At 35.6% G+C, this 19,138-nt stretch carries 17 protein-coding genes; 16 read left to right on the top strand and 1 reads right to left on the bottom strand.

Features of this window, described 5'->3' with window-relative positions:
* The first annotated feature begins 42 nt into the window (after positions 1 to 42).
* From secA to AC4BC4_RS10385, 14 genes are all read left to right on the top strand, one after another.
* Positions 43 to 2,574 carry a preprotein translocase subunit SecA gene (gene secA / locus AC4BC4_RS10450; protein ID WP_438756728.1) on the top strand — a complete coding sequence of 844 codons (2,532 nt, stop codon included), beginning with the start codon at positions 43 to 45 and terminating at the stop codon, positions 2,572 to 2,574.
* An 80-nt stretch (positions 2,575 to 2,654) separates the two neighbouring features.
* Positions 2,655 to 3,756 (top strand): peptide chain release factor 2 gene (gene prfB, locus AC4BC4_RS10445; protein ID WP_438756727.1). Its coding sequence is split into 2 segments (ribosomal slippage): positions 2,655 to 2,726 and positions 2,728 to 3,756, totalling 1,101 coding nucleotides; the frame shifts between segments, so codons are not numbered across the junction.
* Positions 3,757 to 3,863: 107 nt separating this feature from the next.
* Positions 3,864 to 4,550, top strand: a complete 687-nt coding sequence (gene ftsE, locus AC4BC4_RS10440; RefSeq protein ID WP_438756726.1) for a cell division ATP-binding protein FtsE — start codon at positions 3,864 to 3,866, stop codon at positions 4,548 to 4,550.
* On the top strand, positions 4,543 to 5,427 hold the full coding sequence (gene ftsX, locus AC4BC4_RS10435; RefSeq protein ID WP_438758816.1) for a permease-like cell division protein FtsX: 885 nt from the start codon (positions 4,543 to 4,545) through the stop codon (positions 5,425 to 5,427). Before ftsE ends, ftsX begins: the two co-directional genes overlap by 8 nt.
* Positions 5,428 to 5,530: 103 nt before the next feature.
* On the top strand, positions 5,531 to 6,979 hold the full coding sequence (gene cls, locus AC4BC4_RS10430) for a cardiolipin synthase (protein ID WP_490475643.1): 1,449 nt from the start codon (positions 5,531 to 5,533) through the stop codon (positions 6,977 to 6,979).
* A 172-nt stretch (positions 6,980 to 7,151) separates the two neighbouring features.
* Positions 7,152 to 8,006 (top strand): phosphate ABC transporter substrate-binding protein PstS, encoded by an 855-nt coding sequence (locus AC4BC4_RS10425; RefSeq protein WP_490475642.1) that lies wholly within the window; start codon positions 7,152 to 7,154, stop codon positions 8,004 to 8,006.
* A 353-nt stretch (positions 8,007 to 8,359) separates the two neighbouring features.
* On the top strand, positions 8,360 to 9,280 hold the full coding sequence (pstC, locus tag AC4BC4_RS10420) for a phosphate ABC transporter permease subunit PstC (protein WP_438756723.1): 921 nt from the start codon (positions 8,360 to 8,362) through the stop codon (positions 9,278 to 9,280).
* Complete coding sequence (gene pstA, locus AC4BC4_RS10415) at positions 9,280 to 10,164, top strand: phosphate ABC transporter permease PstA (protein ID WP_438756722.1); 885 nt, start codon at positions 9,280 to 9,282, stop codon at positions 10,162 to 10,164. The genes pstC and pstA overlap by 1 nt, the downstream gene beginning before the upstream one ends.
* Positions 10,165 to 10,180: 16 nt before the next feature.
* Positions 10,181 to 10,981, top strand: coding sequence for a phosphate ABC transporter ATP-binding protein PstB (pstB, locus tag AC4BC4_RS10410; RefSeq protein WP_438756721.1), 801 nt, complete (start codon positions 10,181 to 10,183; stop codon positions 10,979 to 10,981).
* Positions 10,982 to 10,991: 10 nt separating this feature from the next.
* Positions 10,992 to 11,750 (top strand): phosphate ABC transporter ATP-binding protein PstB, encoded by a 759-nt coding sequence (gene pstB, locus AC4BC4_RS10405; RefSeq protein ID WP_438756720.1) that lies wholly within the window; start codon positions 10,992 to 10,994, stop codon positions 11,748 to 11,750.
* A 17-nt stretch (positions 11,751 to 11,767) separates the two neighbouring features.
* Positions 11,768 to 12,439: a phosphate signaling complex protein PhoU gene (phoU, locus tag AC4BC4_RS10400; protein ID WP_438756719.1), complete on the top strand. Its 672-nt coding sequence runs from the start codon at positions 11,768 to 11,770 to the stop codon at positions 12,437 to 12,439.
* Positions 12,440 to 12,961: 522 nt separating this feature from the next.
* Entirely contained in the window at positions 12,962 to 14,563 is a 1,602-nt protein-coding gene (gene liaX / locus AC4BC4_RS10395; protein ID WP_490475641.1) for a daptomycin-sensing surface protein LiaX, read from the top strand.
* A 115-nt stretch (positions 14,564 to 14,678) separates the two neighbouring features.
* Positions 14,679 to 14,999 carry a PspC domain-containing protein gene (locus AC4BC4_RS10390; protein WP_438756717.1) on the top strand — a complete coding sequence of 107 codons (321 nt, stop codon included), beginning with the start codon at positions 14,679 to 14,681 and terminating at the stop codon, positions 14,997 to 14,999.
* The gene (locus tag AC4BC4_RS10385) at positions 14,999 to 15,364 is read left to right on the top strand and encodes a phage holin family protein (RefSeq protein WP_490475640.1); all 366 of its coding nucleotides are present in this window, start codon (positions 14,999 to 15,001) and stop codon (positions 15,362 to 15,364) included. The genes AC4BC4_RS10390 and AC4BC4_RS10385 overlap by 1 nt, the downstream gene beginning before the upstream one ends.
* A 127-nt stretch (positions 15,365 to 15,491) precedes the next feature.
* Here the strand turns inward: AC4BC4_RS10385 and AC4BC4_RS10380 are convergent, their stop codons facing one another.
* Positions 15,492 to 16,466: a GIY-YIG nuclease family protein gene (locus AC4BC4_RS10380; protein ID WP_490475639.1), complete on the bottom strand. Its 975-nt coding sequence runs from the start codon at positions 16,464 to 16,466 to the stop codon at positions 15,492 to 15,494.
* A gap of 255 nt (positions 16,467 to 16,721) precedes the next feature.
* Between AC4BC4_RS10380 and hprK the strand changes: the two genes are divergently transcribed.
* On the top strand, positions 16,722 to 17,660 hold the full coding sequence (gene hprK / locus AC4BC4_RS10375) for an HPr(Ser) kinase/phosphatase (RefSeq protein ID WP_438758815.1): 939 nt from the start codon (positions 16,722 to 16,724) through the stop codon (positions 17,658 to 17,660).
* 242 nt (positions 17,661 to 17,902) lie between these two features.
* Complete coding sequence (lgt, locus tag AC4BC4_RS10370) at positions 17,903 to 18,733, top strand: prolipoprotein diacylglyceryl transferase (protein WP_438756713.1); 831 nt, start codon at positions 17,903 to 17,905, stop codon at positions 18,731 to 18,733.
* The last annotated feature ends 405 nt before the right edge of the window (positions 18,734 to 19,138 follow it).

Raw genomic sequence — 19,138 nt, 5'->3', positions numbered from 1 at the left:
TGCAAAAAATAAATAGAGCTTATTGAAAGGAACACTTAAAACATGGCTAATTTTTTAAAAAAGATGATCGAAAATGATAAAAAGGAACTAAAACGCTTGGAGGGTATTGCCAATCAAGTAGAATCTCACGCTTCAGCTATTGCTGCATTAAGTGATGATGAATTAAAAGCGAAGACAGACGAGTTCAAAGCTCGTTATCAAAAAGGTGAAACACTGGATCAATTATTACCAGAAGCATTTGCGGTTGTCCGTGAAGCAGCCAAACGTGTCTTAGGATTATATCCATATCCTGTTCAGTTGATGGGTGGTATAGTCTTACATGATGGAAATATCCCTGAGATGAGAACGGGTGAAGGGAAGACCTTGACCGCTACAATGCCTGTATATTTGAATGCATTGACTGGCGAAGGTGTCCATGTCGTAACAGTCAATGAATATTTGGCAACACGTGACTCAGATGAGATGGGTGAATTGTACAATTTCTTGGGTCTAACTGTTGGATTGAATATCAATTCAAAAACATCAGAAGAAAAACGTGATGCCTATAATTGCGATATTACTTATAGTACAAATAATGAATTAGGATTTGATTACTTACGTGATAACATGGTCGTTTACCGCAATCAAATGGTACAACGTCCGCTAAATTATGCGATTGTAGATGAGGTTGATTCAATTCTGATCGATGAAGCCCGTACACCATTGATTATTTCTGGTCAAGCAGAAAAATCAACTGCACTTTATACACGTACAGATACTTTTGTTAAACGTTTAAAAGAAGAAGAAGATTATAAAATCGATGTTCAGTCTAAAACAATTAGTTTAACAGAAGCGGGTATTGAAAAAGCTGAAGAAAACTTTGGTTTAGATAACCTTTATGATATTGAAAATACAGCGTTGACGCACCATATGGATCAAGCATTACGCGCGAATTTTATCATGCTTCGTGATATTGATTACGTTGTTCAAGAAGGCAAGGTATTGATCGTTGACCAATTTACTGGTCGTATCATGGATGGCCGTCGTTATTCAGATGGCTTGCACCAAGCGATTGAAGCTAAAGAAGGCGTAGAAATCGAAGACGAAACAAAAACAATGGCAACTATCACATTCCAGAACTATTTCCGTATGTATAAAAAATTAGCTGGGATGACAGGTACGGCTAAAACAGAAGAAGAAGAATTCCGTGAAATTTACAATATTCAAGTTTTCCAAATTCCGACAAACCGTCCAATCATTCGTGATGACCGTGCAGATTTACTTTACCCAACACTAGAAAGTAAATTCAAAGCAGTTGTTCAAGACATCAAAGAACGTTACCATAATGGTCAACCAGTCTTAGTTGGTACAGTTGCTGTTGAAACTTCAGAGTTATTATCGGAGTTATTAAATAAAGAAAAGGTACCGCATGAAGTATTGAATGCGAAAAACCACTTTAAAGAAGCTGAAATCATTATGAATGCTGGTCAAAAAGGTGCGGTAACGATCGCTACCAATATGGCTGGTCGTGGTACAGATATCAAGCTTGGTCTTGGTGTTATCGAACTTGGCGGTTTAGCCGTTATTGGTACGGAACGTCACGAATCACGCCGTATCGATAATCAATTACGTGGGCGTGCTGGTCGTCAGGGAGATCCTGGGGTTTCTCAATTCTATCTATCGTTAGAAGATGACCTGATGAAACGTTTTGGCTCTGAACGAATCAAAGCATTCTTGGATCGTATGAACATTGAAGAATCAGATGCTGTGATCCAAAGTAAAATGTTAAGCAAACAAGTAGAATCAGCTCAAAAACGTGTGGAAGGGAATAACTATGATACACGTAAGAATGTCTTGCAATATGATGATGTGATGCGTGAACAACGTGAAGTTATCTATGCACAACGTCAAGAAGTTATTATGGAAGATACAGAGTTGACTCAAACATTATTAAATATGGTAAAACGTACGATTACTCGTGTGGTAGATAGCCATACACAATTAGAGAAAGAAAATTGGAATCTTGATGGTATCGTTGATTTCGCTTCATCAACATTAGTTCATGAAGACTCTATTTCTAAAGCAGATGTAGAAGGCAAATCGCCAGAAGAAATCAAAGCGTATCTAGTAAAACGTGCTCAAGAAGTTTATGATGTCAAAGTAGAACAATTAAATGGTCCAGAACAAATTTTGGAATTCCAAAAAGTTGTTATTCTACGTGTTGTTGATACAAAATGGACAGACCATATCGATGCAATGGATCAATTACGCCAATCAGTTGGTTTACGTGCCTATGGACAAAACAATCCATTAGTTGAATATCAAACAGAAGGATACAACATGTTTGAAGAAATGATTGGAGCAATAGAATTTGAAGTAACTCGTCTATTCATGAAATCAGAAATCCGTCAAAATGTTCAACGTGAGCAAGTAGCGCAAGGTGAAGCTGTTCATCCATCAGATGAAGAAGAACCTGAAAGTAACACAAGTGCTAAAAAGCAACCAATTCATGTTGATGAAAAAATAGGCCGCAATGATCCTTGTCCATGCGGTAGTGGTAAAAAATATAAAAATTGCCACGGTAAAGGTCTTTAAAAATTGATGAAGGTGAGGCATCTGCCTCGCCTTCATTTGTTGTGTAAGAAAGTGTAGAAAGTGAAAGGAAGATCAATATCATGGAAAATGCTGAAATTCGAACTCTTTTGGATGAAATGAACCAATCAATCACAAGTTTCAGGAGGTCTCTTTGACTTAGATCAATTAGAAGAAGACATTGCTGAGGCTGAAAACAGAATGGCAGAGCCTGGTTTTTGGGATAATTCTGAAACTGCGCAACAATTGATCAATGAAACTAATTCTTATAAAGAAAAATTTCAACAATTTCATCAATTTGCTGATGAATTGGAAGAATTGGAAATAATGAGTGAGTTGCAACAAGAAGAATATGATGTAGATACTCAAGAAGAATTAGAAGAACGATTGCTAGCTTTAAAAGAAAAATTAAGTATTTATGAACTTTCTTTACTTTTAAACGAGCCATATGACAAAAATAATGTTATCATGGAACTTCATCCAGGAGCTGGCGGCACAGAATCCCAAGATTGGGGCAGTATGTTGCTTCGGATGTATACCAGATGGGCTGAAAGTCACGGGTTTCAAGTAGAGACATTAGACTACCAGTCAGGAGATGAGGCAGGCATCAAAAGTGTTACGCTTCTGGTCAAAGGATATAATGCGTATGGATATTTAAAATCTGAAAAGGGCGTTCATCGCTTAGTACGCATTTCACCATTTGATTCCGCTAAACGCCGTCATACTTCGTTTTGTTCAGTTGATATTATGCCCGAATTAGATGAAAACGTAGAGATCGATATCAATACAGACGATTTAAAAGTCGATACGTATCGTGCAAGCGGAGCAGGCGGACAGCATATCAATAAAACAGAATCAGCTGTTCGAATCACACATATCCCTACTGGAACAGTAGTAGCCAGCCAAGCGCAACGTTCACAATTAAAAAACCGAGAACAAGCGATGGGAATGCTTAAAGCAAAACTTTATCAATTGGAGATGGATAAAAAAGCGCAAGAAGCTGCATCATTACGTGGGGAGCAATTAGAGATTGGTTGGGGCTCACAAATTCGTTCTTATGTCTTTCATCCGTATTCAATGGTCAAAGACCATCGTACCAATTATGAAACGGGAAATGTACAGGCAGTAATGGATGGAGACCTAGATGGTTTTATTGATGCCTACTTAAAACAAAAATTAAATTGATCAATTCACAGAAATGAAACAAAATTGTAAACTGTTGAAAGAGCCTTGAAACAAAGTCATGTTATAATGATTGATAGCCTAGAAAACAGAGATGGAGAGAGTGCGCCATGATTGAAATGAAAGATGTAATGAAGAAATATTCGAATGGTACAACAGCGATCCGAAATATTTCAATAGAAATAAAACCAGGTGAATTCGTTTATGTTGTAGGACCTTCTGGGGCCGGAAAATCAACATTTATCAAATTGATGTACCGTGAAGAAAAAGCTACAAAAGGACGTTTGAAAGTTGCGAGTCATGATTTAATGAAAATAAAAAATTCAGAAGTTCCTTACCTTAGAAGAGAAATAGGTATTGTCTTTCAGGATTATAAATTATTGACGAAAAAGACTGTCTACGAAAATGTTGCTTACGCTATGCAAGTTGTTGGTCGTAAGCCGAGAGATATCAAGAAGAGAGTAATGGAAGTTCTTGATCTTGTTGGCTTAAAACATAAAGTCAGAGTATTCCCAAGTGAACTATCTGGTGGGGAACAACAACGTGTTTCAATTGCTCGAGCAATCGTAAATACACCTAAAGTGCTAATTGCTGATGAACCAACTGGAAATCTTGATCCAGAAAATTCATGGGAAATCATGAAACTATTGGATCGGATTAACGCACAAGGAACAACGGTTGTAATGGCCACACACAATAGCACGATTGTAAATACGATCCGTCATCGCGTAATCGCCATTGAAAATGGTCGGATTATTCGAGACCAAGCGGAAGGAGACTATGGCTACGATGATTAGAACATTCTTTTCTCATGTCCTAGAAAGTATCAAAAGTTTAAAACGTAATGGGTGGATGACAATTGCGTCTGCTAGTGCTGTTACGATTACTTTAGTTCTTGTTGGACTTTTTATGGCAGTGATTTTTAATGCAACAAAATTAGCAAAAGATATCGAAGAAAACGTAACAGTTTCTGTTTTTGTGGATATCGGTACAACACCCGATGAAATGCAAAAATTAGAAAAAGAATTAAATAAAATCGACAATGTTGAAACTATTTCATATTCAAATAAAGATAAGCAATTACAGAAAATCCAAAAACAAATGGGTGAAGCGTGGAACTTATTCGAAGGTGATAGCAATCCATTGTATGATGTTTATTATGTAAGTGCCAAAGAGCCGTCAGATACGAAAGAAATTTCTGATAAAGCAGCTAAATTGCCGAATGTCTTTAAAGCCGATTATGGTGGTGTTTCGTCAGATAAAATTTTCAGTATTGCAGGTAAAGTTAGAACATGGGGGTTGGGCGCTGCAATCTTACTATTGTTTGTTGCAGTATTCTTGATCTCTAATACGATTCGTATTACGATTCTTTCTCGTCAAAGAGAAATTCAAATTATGCGTTTGGTTGGGGCTAAAAATGGTTACATCCGCTGGCCATTCTTTATAGAAGGAGCTTGGATCGGTTTAATTGGCGCAATTATCCCAATTTTGGTACTGACTTTTGGGTATCAACAATTCTACACGTTGTTCAACCCACAACTCCTAAGCTCAAACTATTCATTATTAAAACCTGAATCATTTGTTTGGCAGATTGATTTATTAATGATAGTGATTGGAATGACAATAGGCTCTCTTGGGTCGATCATTTCTATGCGTCGTTTCTTAAAAATTTAATAAGGGCAAAGCAGACATTTTTGTCTGCTTTTTCTTTACTTATTTTCATAAGTTCGTTATGCTTTATTGGGGAATATACGAGTGAAGTGATTGGGGTGTATGAATGAAATTTTTATATGATAATTTATTTTTTATTATTTTTATTGCGAATATGCTATTATCGTTGGTTATCGTTTTTCGTGAACGGAAACAAACAGCTCAAACATGGTCATGGCTACTTGTATTGATGTTTATTCCAGTTTTAGGGTTTATTCTGTATATTTTCTTAGGCCGAGGTATTTCAAAAGATAAGATATTTGATATGAAGATGCAAGCTAAGATCGGTATGAATGCTGAAATTCAATCAGAGAAACAATCATTATTAAGGGGATTGTTTCCTCATCCGCCAACAGGAGAGGTGGATTCAAAGCAGCTGATCTATATGCTGACCGTATTTGAAAGTTCTCTTTACACCACCAATAATGAGGTTCATTTATATACGGATGGGAGAGAAAAATTTGACGGTTTGATCAAAGATATCAGACAAGCCAAAGACCACGTTCATATGGAATATTATATTTACCGTGGCGATACATTGGGCAAAGAAATTCGTCAGGAATTAATCAATGCCGTGAGAAGAAATGTAAAAGTCCGGTTACTTCTAGATGCTTGGGGTTCGACGCAAGTAAACATGAAATTTTTTGAGGAGCTAAAAAGACTTGGTGGTGAAATTGCCTTCTTCTTTCCATTATTTGTTCCGTACTTAAACCCAAGAATCAATTATCGGAATCACCGAAAAATTGTGGTCATCGATGGTAAAATTGGTTATACTGGCGGTTTTAATGTTGGGAATGAATACCTTGGTGAAGTTAAAAAGTTTGGATACTGGCGAGATAATCATTTAAGAATTCATGGTGAAGCTGTTTACAGCTTACAAAATCGCTTTTTGATGGATTGGAATTCACAACATCGAAAAGAGTTGAGCTACGATTCAGCTTATTTCCCTCCTATTTATTCTGATGGAAAAAAAGCAGTTCAAGTAGTGACTAGTGGTCCAGATTCAGAACATGAGCAAATCAAGATGACCTATTTAAAAATGATCTCAATAGCCAAAAAAGAAATTTTGATTCAAACACCATATTATATACCAGATGCCTCGATTCATGAAGCCTTAAAATTAGCTTTACTGTCGGGTGTCAAGGTACGTATGCAGATACCAAATAAGCCGGATCATATGTTAGTCTATTGGGCGACATATTCATTTTCAGCAGAACTGTTGGAGTATGGGGCTATTATTGAAACGTATGAACATGGATTTATTCATGCCAAAACAATGATCATTGACGGCGGTATTGTTTCTGTTGGATCAGCGAATATCGATGTTCGTTCATTCAGACTTGATTTTGAAGTCAATACAATTATTTATGATCAAAAATTTTCAGAAAAAGTCAGAAATGCTTTTTACGAAGATTCTAAAGTATCCGAGCTTTTAACAGAAGAAAAATACCATAATCGCGGCATGTTCATCAAATTGAAAGAAGGATTAGCTCGCCTGATCTCTCCATTGTTATAAATTAATGCCAAAAGTGCAACCTGAAGATTCAGTTGTGCTTTTTAATTTTTGAAGTGTCTATTTTGTTATTTTATTCAAAAAAAGCACTCACTTCGAAAACTTATAATTTTCAACTGAAACAGTTAATGTTAAAATGAATTGATTGAATTGAGTTTGGAGGATTATCAGATAAATGAAAAAGAAAATGCTATTATTTTTTAGTCTAATTGGAGTACTAACATTATCAGGTTGCGCAAAATGGATTGATAGAGGTGAATCGATTACAGCGGTCGGCTCGTCAGCGTTACAGCCTTTAGTTGAGACAGCAGCAGAAGAGTTCCAAAATCAAAATCCTGGGCGTTTTGTTAATGTCCAAGGAGGAGGAAGCGGTACAGGATTGAGTCAAGTTCAGTCTGGTGCAGTGGATATTGGAAACTCAGATTTATTTGCAGAAGAGAAAAAGGGAATTGATGCATCTAAATTGACGGATCATAAAGTTGCTGTAGTAGGGATTACGCCAATTGTTAATAAAAATGTTGGAGTATCAGATATTTCATTGGAAAACTTGAGAAAAATCTTTTTAGGTGAAATAACCAATTGGAAAGAAATTGGTGGAAAAGACATTCCGATCGTCATGCTGAATCGTGCAGCAGGAAGTGGTACACGTGTTACGTTCGAACGATGGGTATTAGATGGCAAAACAGCAATTCAAGCCCAAGAACAAGATTCAAGCGGCATGGTCCGTTCAATTGTTGCAGATACACCAGGAGCAATCAGTTATACTGCTTTTTCTTATGTTAATGATGAAGTCAATACATTAAGTATTGACGGGGTAAAACCGACTGATGAGAATGTTGTAACGAATAAATGGACAATTTGGTCCTATGAGCATATGTACACTTTAGGAAAACCAAAACAATTAACAGATGAATTCTTAGAATTTATGTTGTCAGACGATGTACAGGAAAAAATTATTGCTCAATTAGGATATATTCCTGTTTCTAAAATGGAAGTGGAACGAGATTGGCAAGTAAACCTCATTGATTAATCGACCTTTACACAAAATTTACAAACTTAACATAAGATTTACATGTTATTAAACGCAAATTTATGTTCGAAAGTTACACTGAGTTTATTATGAAAAGTGTTGAGCGTATGGGAATTTATTTGGAAAAAAGATAAAAATGTGATGTGACAAAAAACGTCACAGACAATTTTTCCTATTTTACTGTCAGAGCTAAACGAGCCCGTTACGCTTTTAATGCTATCTAGTTCCACGGGCTAGCTCTTCGGAAAAAAGATAAAAATGTGATGTGACAAAAAGCGTCACAGACAATTTTTCCTATTTTACTGTCAGAGCTAAACGAGCCCGTTACGCTTTTAAATTAAGGAGGAATTTTCTTGGAAGATGTGCAGAAGACATTATTAACAAAATCAAAGCGCGCTAGAATGGAGCAACGAGGGAAATTTATTAGTTTTCTTTGTATTGCTTTGATTGTTTTGGTTGTTTTATCGATTTTTTATTTTGTAGCAAGTAAAGGTTTAGCGACTTTTTTTACAAATGATATCAAAGTGTCTGACTTTTTATTCGGTACAAATTGGAATCCAAGCGAAACAGGAACAGATGGTAAACCAATGGTAGGTGCTTTACCTATGATTGCCGGTTCTTTTATCGTAACGTTTTTGTCTGCAATTATTGCAACACCATTTGCAATTGGGGCTGCTGTTTTTATGACAGAAATTTCACCGAAAAAAGGCTCGAAAATTTTACAGCCTGTAATTGAATTATTAGTTGGGATTCCATCAGTTGTTTATGGTTTTATTGGTTTATCAGTAATTGTGCCATTTATCCGTTCGATATTCGGTGGTACAGGTTTCGGGATTTTAGCTGGAACATTTGTACTATTTGTTATGATTCTGCCAACTGTTACGACTATGACTGTAGATGCATTAAAAGCAGTTCCGCGTCATTACCGTGAAGCCTCACTTGCCTTAGGTGCAACACGTTGGCAAACAATTTATAAAGTAGTTTTAAGAGCCGCAGTTCCAGGGATTTTAACTGCAGTAGTTTTTGGTATGGCACGTGCTTTTGGTGAAGCTTTAGCAATCCAAATGGTTATTGGAAATGCAGCAATCATGCCGTCTAGTTTAACAACACCAGCCTCAACATTGACAAGTATTTTGACAATGGGAATTGGGAATACAATCATGGGAACTGTAGAAAACAATGTGCTTTGGTCACTTGCTTTGATCCTATTGTTGATGTCATTATTCTTTAACATTATTATTCGAATCATTGGTAGGAAAGGAGCCTTGAAATAATGAATGCAAAAAAAGCAGATAAAATTGCAACAGGTGTTTTATATGCGATTTCAGGCGTGATCGTGCTGATTTTGGCAGCATTACTACTTTATATTCTAATTCGAGGTATTCCGCATATTTCATGGGACTTTTTGACTAAACCTTCTAAAGCCTATCAAGCGGGCGGAGGTATTGGCATTCAATTATTTAACTCATTATACTTATTGTTGATTACGATGCTGATCAGTTTTCCTATTTCGTTAGGTGCAGGTATTTATTTATCTGAGTATGCGAAGAAAAACTGGGTAACGGATGTGATTCGTACATCGATCGAAATTTTAAGCTCACTGCCTTCAGTAGTTGTTGGTTTGTTTGGTTTCTTGATTTTTGTCGTACAGCTGGGTTATGGTTTTTCAATTATTTCAGGAGCGTTGGCGTTAACATTTTTCAACCTGCCTTTATTGACAAGAAACGTTGAAGAATCATTAAAAGCGGTGCATTACACCCAACGGGAAGCTGGTTTATCTTTGGGCTTATCTCGCTGGGAAACAGTATTAAAAGTGGTTGTTCCAGAAGCTTTACCAGGTATTTTAACAGGAGTGATCTTGAGTTCGGGAAGAATTTTTGGTGAAGCGGCTGCTTTGATTTATACTGCAGGACAAAGTGCACCAGCCTTAGATTTCAGTAATTGGAATCCATTAAGTGTATCAAGCCCAATCAGTATTTTCCGTCAAGCTGAAACCTTAGCTGTTCATATTTGGAAAATCAATACAGAAGGCACAATGCCAGATGGTGCAGCTGTTTCTGCAGGTGCTTCTGCTGTTCTGATTTTAGTCGTTTTACTCTTTAATTTCGGCGCACGTTTTATCGGAAACAGATTATATAAAAGAATGACATCAGCCTAATGTTAGGGGAATCAGAATGAAAGAATATAATTTAAACGACACAAATATCATAAAATTGCCAGAACCGATTGCTTTGCATACCGATGATCTACATGTTTGGTATGGTGATAATGAAGCCATCAAGGGAGTTGATTTAGAGTTTGAAAAAAACAAAATCACGGCTTTGATTGGCCCTTCTGGTTGTGGTAAGTCAACCTATCTACGTTCGTTAAATCGGATGAATGATGGTATTGCAAATACTAAAGTAACTGGGAATATCATGTATAAAGATGTGAATGTGAATACAAAAGAAGTTGATGTTTATGAAATGCGTAAACGGATCGGTATGGTTTTTCAACGTCCCAATCCATTCAGTAAATCGATTTATGAGAATATTACATTTGCCCTCAAACAACATGGTGTAAAAGATAAGAAAAAACTAGATGAAATTGTGGAAACAAGTTTAAAACAAGCAGCCCTTTGGGAGCAAGTCAAAGATAATTTGAACAAAAGTGCTTTAGCGTTGTCTGGTGGTCAACAACAACGTTTATGCATCGCTAGGGCGATTGCGATGAAGCCGGATATTTTACTTTTAGATGAACCAGCTAGTGCGCTAGATCCGATTTCAACAGGAAAAGTTGAAGAAACATTAGTGAATTTAAAAGACGATTATACAATCATTATCGTAACACATAATATGCAGCAAGCTGCCCGTATCAGTGATTACACTGCCTTTTTCTACTTAGGTAAAGTGATTGAATACGATGAGACTAGAAAAATCTTTACACGACCAAAAATTCAAGCAACAGAAGATTACGTTTCTGGACATTTTGGTTAGGAGGAGCAAGATGACAAAAGAAATTATTTCATCAAAAGATTTGCACTTATACTATGGTAAAAAAGAAGCATTAAAGGGAATTGATTTGACTGTTAATCAAGGAGAAATCACTGCGATGATTGGACCGTCTGGCTGTGGTAAGTCGACCTATCTCCGTTCATTGAATCGAATGAATGATTTGATTCCTGGAGTGACGATTACTGGAAGTGTGGTCTACAAAGGTAAAGATATTTACGGTCCAAAAACGGATATCGTAGACTTACGTAAAGAAATTGGCATGGTTTTTCAGCAACCAAATCCGTTCCCATTTTCTATCTATGAAAATGTGATTTATGGTTTACGTTTGAAAGGTGAGAAAGACAAGCAAGTACTAGATGAAGCGGTAGAGAATAGTTTAAAAGCTGCTTCTGTTTGGGATGACGTCAAAGATAAATTGCATAAAAGCGCATTGTCCCTATCTGGTGGACAGCAACAGCGTGTTTGTATCGCTCGTGTTTTAGCAGTTGATCCTGAGATTATTTTATTGGATGAACCGACGAGTGCGCTTGATCCTGTTTCAAGCGGTAAAATCGAAAACATGCTTTTGACGCTGAAAGAAAAATATACTATGATCATGGTGACACATAATATGTCCCAAGCCTCAAGAATTTCTGATAAAACTGCTTTCTTTTTGCAAGGTGAATTGATAGAGTTTAATGATACGAAGAAAATATTCTTGAATCCTAAAGAAAAACAAACAGAAGATTATATTTCTGGAAAATTTGGTTAAATAAAGGAGGAACATCCATGTTGCGTAGTCAATTTGAAGAAGAATTATTGAATCTTCATAATCAATTTTACGAAATGGGAATGATGGTTAGTAGTGCAGTGCATAAATCAGTACGTGCGTATATCAACCACGATAAAAAAATAGCGCAAGAAGTAATTGATTATGATGTAGAAATCAATGATATGGAAGTTAAATTAGAAAAAAAGAGTTTTGAAATGATTGCTTTACAACAACCAGTAACAACTGATTTAAGAATGATCATCACTGTTATGAAAGCTAGCTCTGACTTAGAGAGAATGGCAGATCACGCAGTATCGATTGCGAAATCAACGATTCGTCTAAAAGGTGAAACAAGAATTCCTGAGATCGAAAAAGAAATTTCCGATATGTCAGATTACGTGAAAAAAATGGTGGATAATGTCTTGATTGCATATGTAAAAACTGATCAAAAAGATGCTCGAATGATTGCTAAAATGGATTCTCGAGTGAATGAGTATTTTTCTAGTATTTATAGCCATTCGATTAAGGCGATGCAGTCAAATCCAGAAACAGTGATCAGTGGAACGGATTATCTGCATGTAGCAACGTATTTGGAGCGTATTGGGGATTATGTAACGAACATTTGCGAATGGATTGTTTATCTAGCAACTGGAAAAATTACAGAGTTAAATACTAACCATGATGAATAAATACTAATAGATTAGTACTAAAGAAGAAACATAACATAATTTGACAATGTTTTTTCAAATGTTCTAACTGAGTGTATCATGCATTTATCCAAACTAAAGGATTGTAATAATGGCTAGTGCAAAAATGATTGACCAAGTATTAAAACCTGAATCAAAAAGATATGATTGTGAAACTTTATTATAGAAGCAAAAGAATATCAGCTTGTGTGAATCTTTATTGGGTTAAGTTGTCTAATACTGAATTAAAAGATTCTGGCGTAGATATTTGTACTGTTATTCACCATTGATCATAGAAACTTTTAAAAATGGTTGATTAGTTTACATGATGACTAAAGGAAGAAGATAGCACGTATAGTGCATGATCTTCTTCTTTTTTTACATTTATACAACTTTTTTGATACTGTACGGAAGTACAGGGTAAAATTCATTCTTAAGTCCTATGACAAATAATAAAAAAGAAGGCATAATAGGTACATAAGGAAAACACCCTCGGGTGAAAAATTTGCTAAGGAGGCAATTTCCATGAAAGAAAGAGAAAGAGTATTAGACTTAGTTAAAAAAGGTATCCTATCTTCAGAGGAAGCTTTAGTATTATTAGAAAATATGGCGACAGAAAAAGATGAAAAACAAATCAAAAAAGCTGCTGACCAAGTAAACGTAACAAATACAACTGTTGATACAAAAGAAAATGATAAAGTCGTAGATCTACTAAACAAACTAGAAAATCAAAAAGAAGACGAAATCGTTGAACCTGAGATTTCTGAAGAAGATGTTAAAGCAAAAGAAGCGCAAGATCATGAACGTTTAGAAAAAATTCTAGATGATTTAGCAACACAAGCCAATCGTACATCTGTTGAGCTAGATGAAATCAACGTAGAAATTGCTGGTGTTAAAGAAGAAATCAAAGAATCACAAGAAAAATTGATGGAATTAAATACTAAAGAAGAATTAAGTGAATTAACAAATGAAGATTTAGAGTTACGAAAATCACTAGAAACTGAAATTAAATCTTTAGAAGATTCTTTAGATGAACGAATTCAAGAAAAAATTGCTCTTGAAGCTGAATTGAAAAACATTCGCAAAGAACAATGGTCTGGCACGAAAGATCGCGTCGCTTCAAAATTTGATATCCCTGATGATTGGAAAGACCAAGCAACTGATACGATCAATCAAGTCGGAGAAAAAATGAGTGAAGCTGGATCACAATTAGGTTCATTCCTCAAAAAAACGTTCAGCACATTTTCAGAAACAATGAATGACAATATGGAATGGAAAGACGTTAGTTTTAAAGTTCCTGGTGTTGCTACAACAAAATTCGAACATGAATTTAACTACCCAGCACCACTTGCAAGTTTGATCGATGTTAAAGTAGCAAATGGAAATATCGTATTCAAAACATGGGATCAACCTGATGTTAAAGTAGAAGGAAAAATCAAACTTTATGGTAAAATGGATGCTGAAACACCGCTTGAAGCGTTCTTGGAAAGAAGTCAGATCGACGTGGATGATGAAGTGATTTCGTTCCAAATTCCAAACAAACGTGTTCGCGCAGATTTGGTTTTCTACTTACCTGAACGTACATTTGATCACGTATCCATTAAATTATTAAATGGCAATGTGACCGTTGAAACATTGAAAGCAAAAGATGTCTATACTAAATCAACAAATGGCTCAATCACATTTAATAAAATTGATGCAACAATGCTTGAAATAGAAGGTGTCAATGGTGATATCAAAGTCTTGGATGGTGAAATCTTAGATAATATCATTGAAACGGTTAATGGGACGATAACGATAGCTGCGACGCCTCAAACAATCGGCGTTTCATTGATCAATGGTGACGTACGTATTACAGCGAAAGAAAATACACTACGTAAAGTAGAAGCAAGTTCTGTCAATGGCAATGTCAAAATTGCATTACCAACTGAATTAGGCATTGAAGGTACGGTAAAAACGAGTTTAGGTAGCATCAATAGCCGTTTAAGTGACTATGAGGTAATTCGTGAGAAGAAAGAAAGAACCAATCAACTACTACAATTTAGACGATTAAATGACGATGAAATGGCGCAAATCAATGCTTCTACAACAACAGGAAACATTTATTTAAAAGATACAGATAAATAAGTGGGTAGAACTTGATTGCTTGAAATAAAATCTCTTTTTTTCGATAGTCAAGAGTATTTCTCTTGACTGTCGCTAGAAGAGAAACGTAAAATCTAAGAGATGAGAGGTGAAAAAAATGAGAAAACGATTGACAAAATCTCCCGATAACGTGGTATTAACAGGAACCCTTGCTGGAATTGCAGAGTGGTTAGGGATTGATCCTACGATTGTACGTGTGATTTATGTGGTAGCCAGTTTTATCTTTATTGGTAGTCCAATTTTACTATATATTGTTTTAGCTATCTTGATTCCTTCAGGTAGAAATAAAAACTACAACAATTATGGTCATAAAAATTCTTACAATAGAAATACTCGCAATGCAAATCCGCATGCGAACGGACAAAAACAAAGAAAAGAAGCGGAAAAAGTGAACGATGATGACTGGAGTGACTTCTAATGACCTATTTTCAGCGTTTGATCGTTAATACGTTGACATTTGTCTCACTCTCAGTGATTTTCCCAAATATGATTTTTGTGAGAAGTATTTGGATGGCGATCATTGCAGCATTTGTGCTATCTATATTGAATATGTTAGTAAAACCAGTGTTGACCATTTTATCGCTTCCATTTACGCTACTTACATTTGGCTTATTTAGCTTCATAGTGAATGCGGCGATTTTAAAGATGACCTCTTCATTCGTTGGAGAAATGAATTTTGGCTTTTCCAGTTTTGGAGCAGCTGTTCTAATGGCAGTGATCATGTCTTTAGTTAATATGATCGTTAGTGAACGGAATATAGATAAATATAGTGGAGAAGGATAAAACTTAAACGATAAGTTGGGTTTTATCCTTTTTTTTATAGATGAAAATAAGTAAATTTAAAAAACATATCTGATTTTGAAGAGCATTAGTAAAAATCTTTGTATTGATCATATGTGGTATTTTTCCCCTATTCTTCATAAAAGGGATCTGCTAGTTCGAGTAGTTGACATTCTTTATGTCGATTAATGTAGTTATATAAAATAGTAATAAAATCAACTTGTTCTTTGGAGAATTGCGTGATAGTTTCGGGCTTATTATTAGGAAGCATTTTTCTCGCAAGTTCGCTCGGTTTATATTTAGAAAAAGTTTGTTTTGTAAGTTTTCGGCTATTTATGATCATACCTTGATGAATAAGATAGCATTTTATTTTTGAACCAATCGGAATATACAAAAATTGCCAATCAGTTTGAGAAGCTAGAACTAATTTTTTATTTTGATTAAAAAAGCGGGTAAGAAACTGCCATTCTTCACGGAATTTTAGTGCTTTTTCAAATGAATTATTTTCTGAAGCTGCAATCATTTTTGCTTCTAAGCGATTTTGTGGCTGCTGATTGTTTAAGGTGAATGCACCAAGTATTTCTGAAGCTACGATATCTTGGTCAAATGATGATGCTGTATTTTTAGAGAAAGATTGTTGCCAGTAATTTTTTTTGTTTAATTCATAGACGTTTTCTAAAATTTGTTTTAATTCAAAAAGTTTTCGATTGATAGAAAAAGGCCCAAAGCAATTTTTTTTCGAGGGTATAGTGCGAATAATGATTGATACTTCTTCAGATTCGGTATTGATTTCAATATATTGGTATCTTTCAAAAGAATTCATCTGCCGATTATAAATTGGGCGATATTCTTGGATTAGTTGACATTCAAGCAAGAGTGCATCGAGTTCAGAGTCAACTTCAATGACATCAAAATCAGTCAGTTGTTGAATCATACGAATTGTTTTCTTTGAGTGCTGTTTGTTTTTAACAAAGTAGCTACTAACGCGTTCCCGTAATTTTTTTGCTTTGCCTACGTAAATAATTGTACCGTGTTTGTCTTTCATTAAATAGACACCAGGGGTTAGTGGAAGATTTCTTACTTGTTCTTTTAAGCTATTTTTCATGAAAGCACATCCAATTTATTGTTTTTGACCGAATACAGTGATAAAACTAAGTATACGAATTAATTTAGGTTAGTCAATGAATAACGAGTATTTGAATTTTTTAAACCTCTTTCAGAATAAAAATATGGGGATAAAAAGAACGGATACACGAATAATACAAACAAAACAAAGACAATCTTTCGAATAGCTAGAAACTTACCATATGAAATGATAAAATGGAACGAGTAGGAAACAGGAAAGGAATGAATGATAAAGATGGAAGAAATTGTAAAAATTCATCAACTGGTGCAAAAACTTTCTTTAGAAGTCGTTTATGGCGATGAAGAAAGTTTAAATAGAGAAATCACAACTGGAGATATTTCCCGTCCTGGATTGGAACTAACGGGTTATTTTAATTATTATCCTCATAATCGTTTGCAATTATTCGGTAGTAAAGAGATCACATTTTCTGAACGGATGATACCAGAAGAGCGGTTGATGGTGATGCGTCGTCTGTGTGAAAAGGATACGCCAGCCTTTATTATTTCTAGAGGGCTAGAAGCGCCAGAGGAAATGGTACAAGCAGCAAAAGAAAAAGGATTGGCAGTTTTACGTTCGCCAATTTCTACATCAAGATTATTGGGAGAATTATCGAGCTATCTAGATAGTCGTTTAGCGGCGAGAACTAGTGTACATGGTGTATTAGTCGATGTTTATGGGCTAGGTGTTCTGATTCAAGGAGATAGCGGTATCGGTAAAAGTGAGACAGCATTGGAATTGATCAAACGTGGTCATCGATTGATTGCAGATGATCGAGTGGATGTTTATCAGCAAGATGAATTAACCGTTGTTGGTGAACCACCTAAGATTTTACAGCATTTAATTGAAATTCGTGGGATCGGGATCATTGATGTAATGAATTTATTTGGTGCAAGTGCTGTTCGAGGGTTTATGCAGGTACAGCTCGTAGTTTATCTAGAGGCTTGGGAAAAGGATAAGAAATATGATCGTTTAGGATCTGATGATACGATGGTGGAAATTGCGAGTGTGGATGTTCCTCAAATTCGCATTCCTGTTAAAACAGGGCGAAATGTAGCAATCATTATTGAAGTGGCAGCAATGAATTTCCGTGCTAAAACTATGGGCTATGATGCAACAAAGTCCTTTGAGGACCGTTTGACAAGATTGATTGAGGAAAATTCTGACGCTCTTTAGTTGAGATGAAGTACCATACTATTTTCCTCGTTCATCAATTCCTAAGAGCTAAAGCTTAGAGGAATTAAATCTGATAGTAGCCAAGCGGAACGTTGTTACTATGATGTATTACTTAGCTGCATGAGTTAGCCTTTAGGAAAAAAGATAAAACCTGAAAGTGACCAAGTGCGTCACCGTCATGTTTTCCTATTTTTCGTCGATGCAAGACAGCTCATTCAGCTTTTAAATTAGGAGGAAGCCAAATGTTAGGACAAGTAAATCCAGTAGCTTTTAATTTTTTTGGAATATCTGTTTACTGGTATGCAGTTATTATTGTTTCAGGAATCGTACTAGCTGTTTGGCTAAGTAGTAGAGAAGCAGTTCGCGTCGGTTTGAAAGAAGATGACGTGATTGATTTTATGTTGTGGGGCTTGCCAAGTGCTATTATTGGTGCCCGCTTGTATTATGTGATTTTTCAATGGCAAGATTATGTTGATAATCCAATTGAGATTATTTTGACTAGAAATGGCGGACTCGCAATTTATGGTGGACTGATTGGTGGAGGAATTGCGTTATTTTTCTTCACAAGACATCGTTTTATTTCCACGTGGACATTTTTAGATATTGCAGCACCAAGTGTTATTTTGGCGCAGGCGATTGGACGTTGGGGTAATTTTATGAATCATGAAGCTTATGGTCCAGCGACAACAAGGAGCTTTTTGGAAAGATTGCATTTACCAAAATTTATTATTGATAACATGAATATTGACGGGATTTACCATCAACCGACTTTTTTATATGAATCTGTCTGGAATGTCCTAGGATTTATTCTATTGATTCTTTTAAGGAAAAAGAAGGCTTTCTTAAAAGAAGGCGAAGTCTTCTTAGGATATATTATCTGGTATTCTTTCGGTCGCTTCTTCATAGAAGGTATGCGTACAGATAGTTTGTATGCATTTGGAAGTATTCGAGTGTCCCAACTTGTTTCTCTTGTGTTATTTTTCGGTGCGATTTTGCTTGTGATCATTCGACGTAAAACAGGCACAGTAAAATTTTATGACCGCGATAAAGGAATTGTAAAAAAGGCTGCATAGAACTGCCTATTACAGCTGAGCTATGGTAAAATGTTAAATGAATATGAAAGTTATAAAATTTGTCATTTAATTTGGTTAGTTAAAGAAATAAGAAGTTGAATGGTAGATATATTTATAGAAATATTTTAATCTAGCTTCACAAACTAGCTCTTCGGAAAGAAGATAACAATTGAAGGAGCCAAAAAGCGGCTCAATCAGTTTTTCCTATCTTTCTGTCAAAGCTGGTCAAATTCGCTCAGCTTTTTTATGATCTAGCTTCACAAACTAGCTCTTCGGAAAGAAGATAACAATTGAAGGAGCCAAAAAGCGGCTCAATCAGTTTTTCCTATCTTTCTGTCAAAGCTGGTCAAGTTCGCTCAGCTTTTCTATGATCTAGCTTCACAAACTAGCTCTTCGGAAAGAAGA

It is taken from the genome of Enterococcus sp. AMC1086 (assembly GCF_058216575.1).
This window is presented reverse-complemented; position numbering and strand designations above follow the sequence as displayed.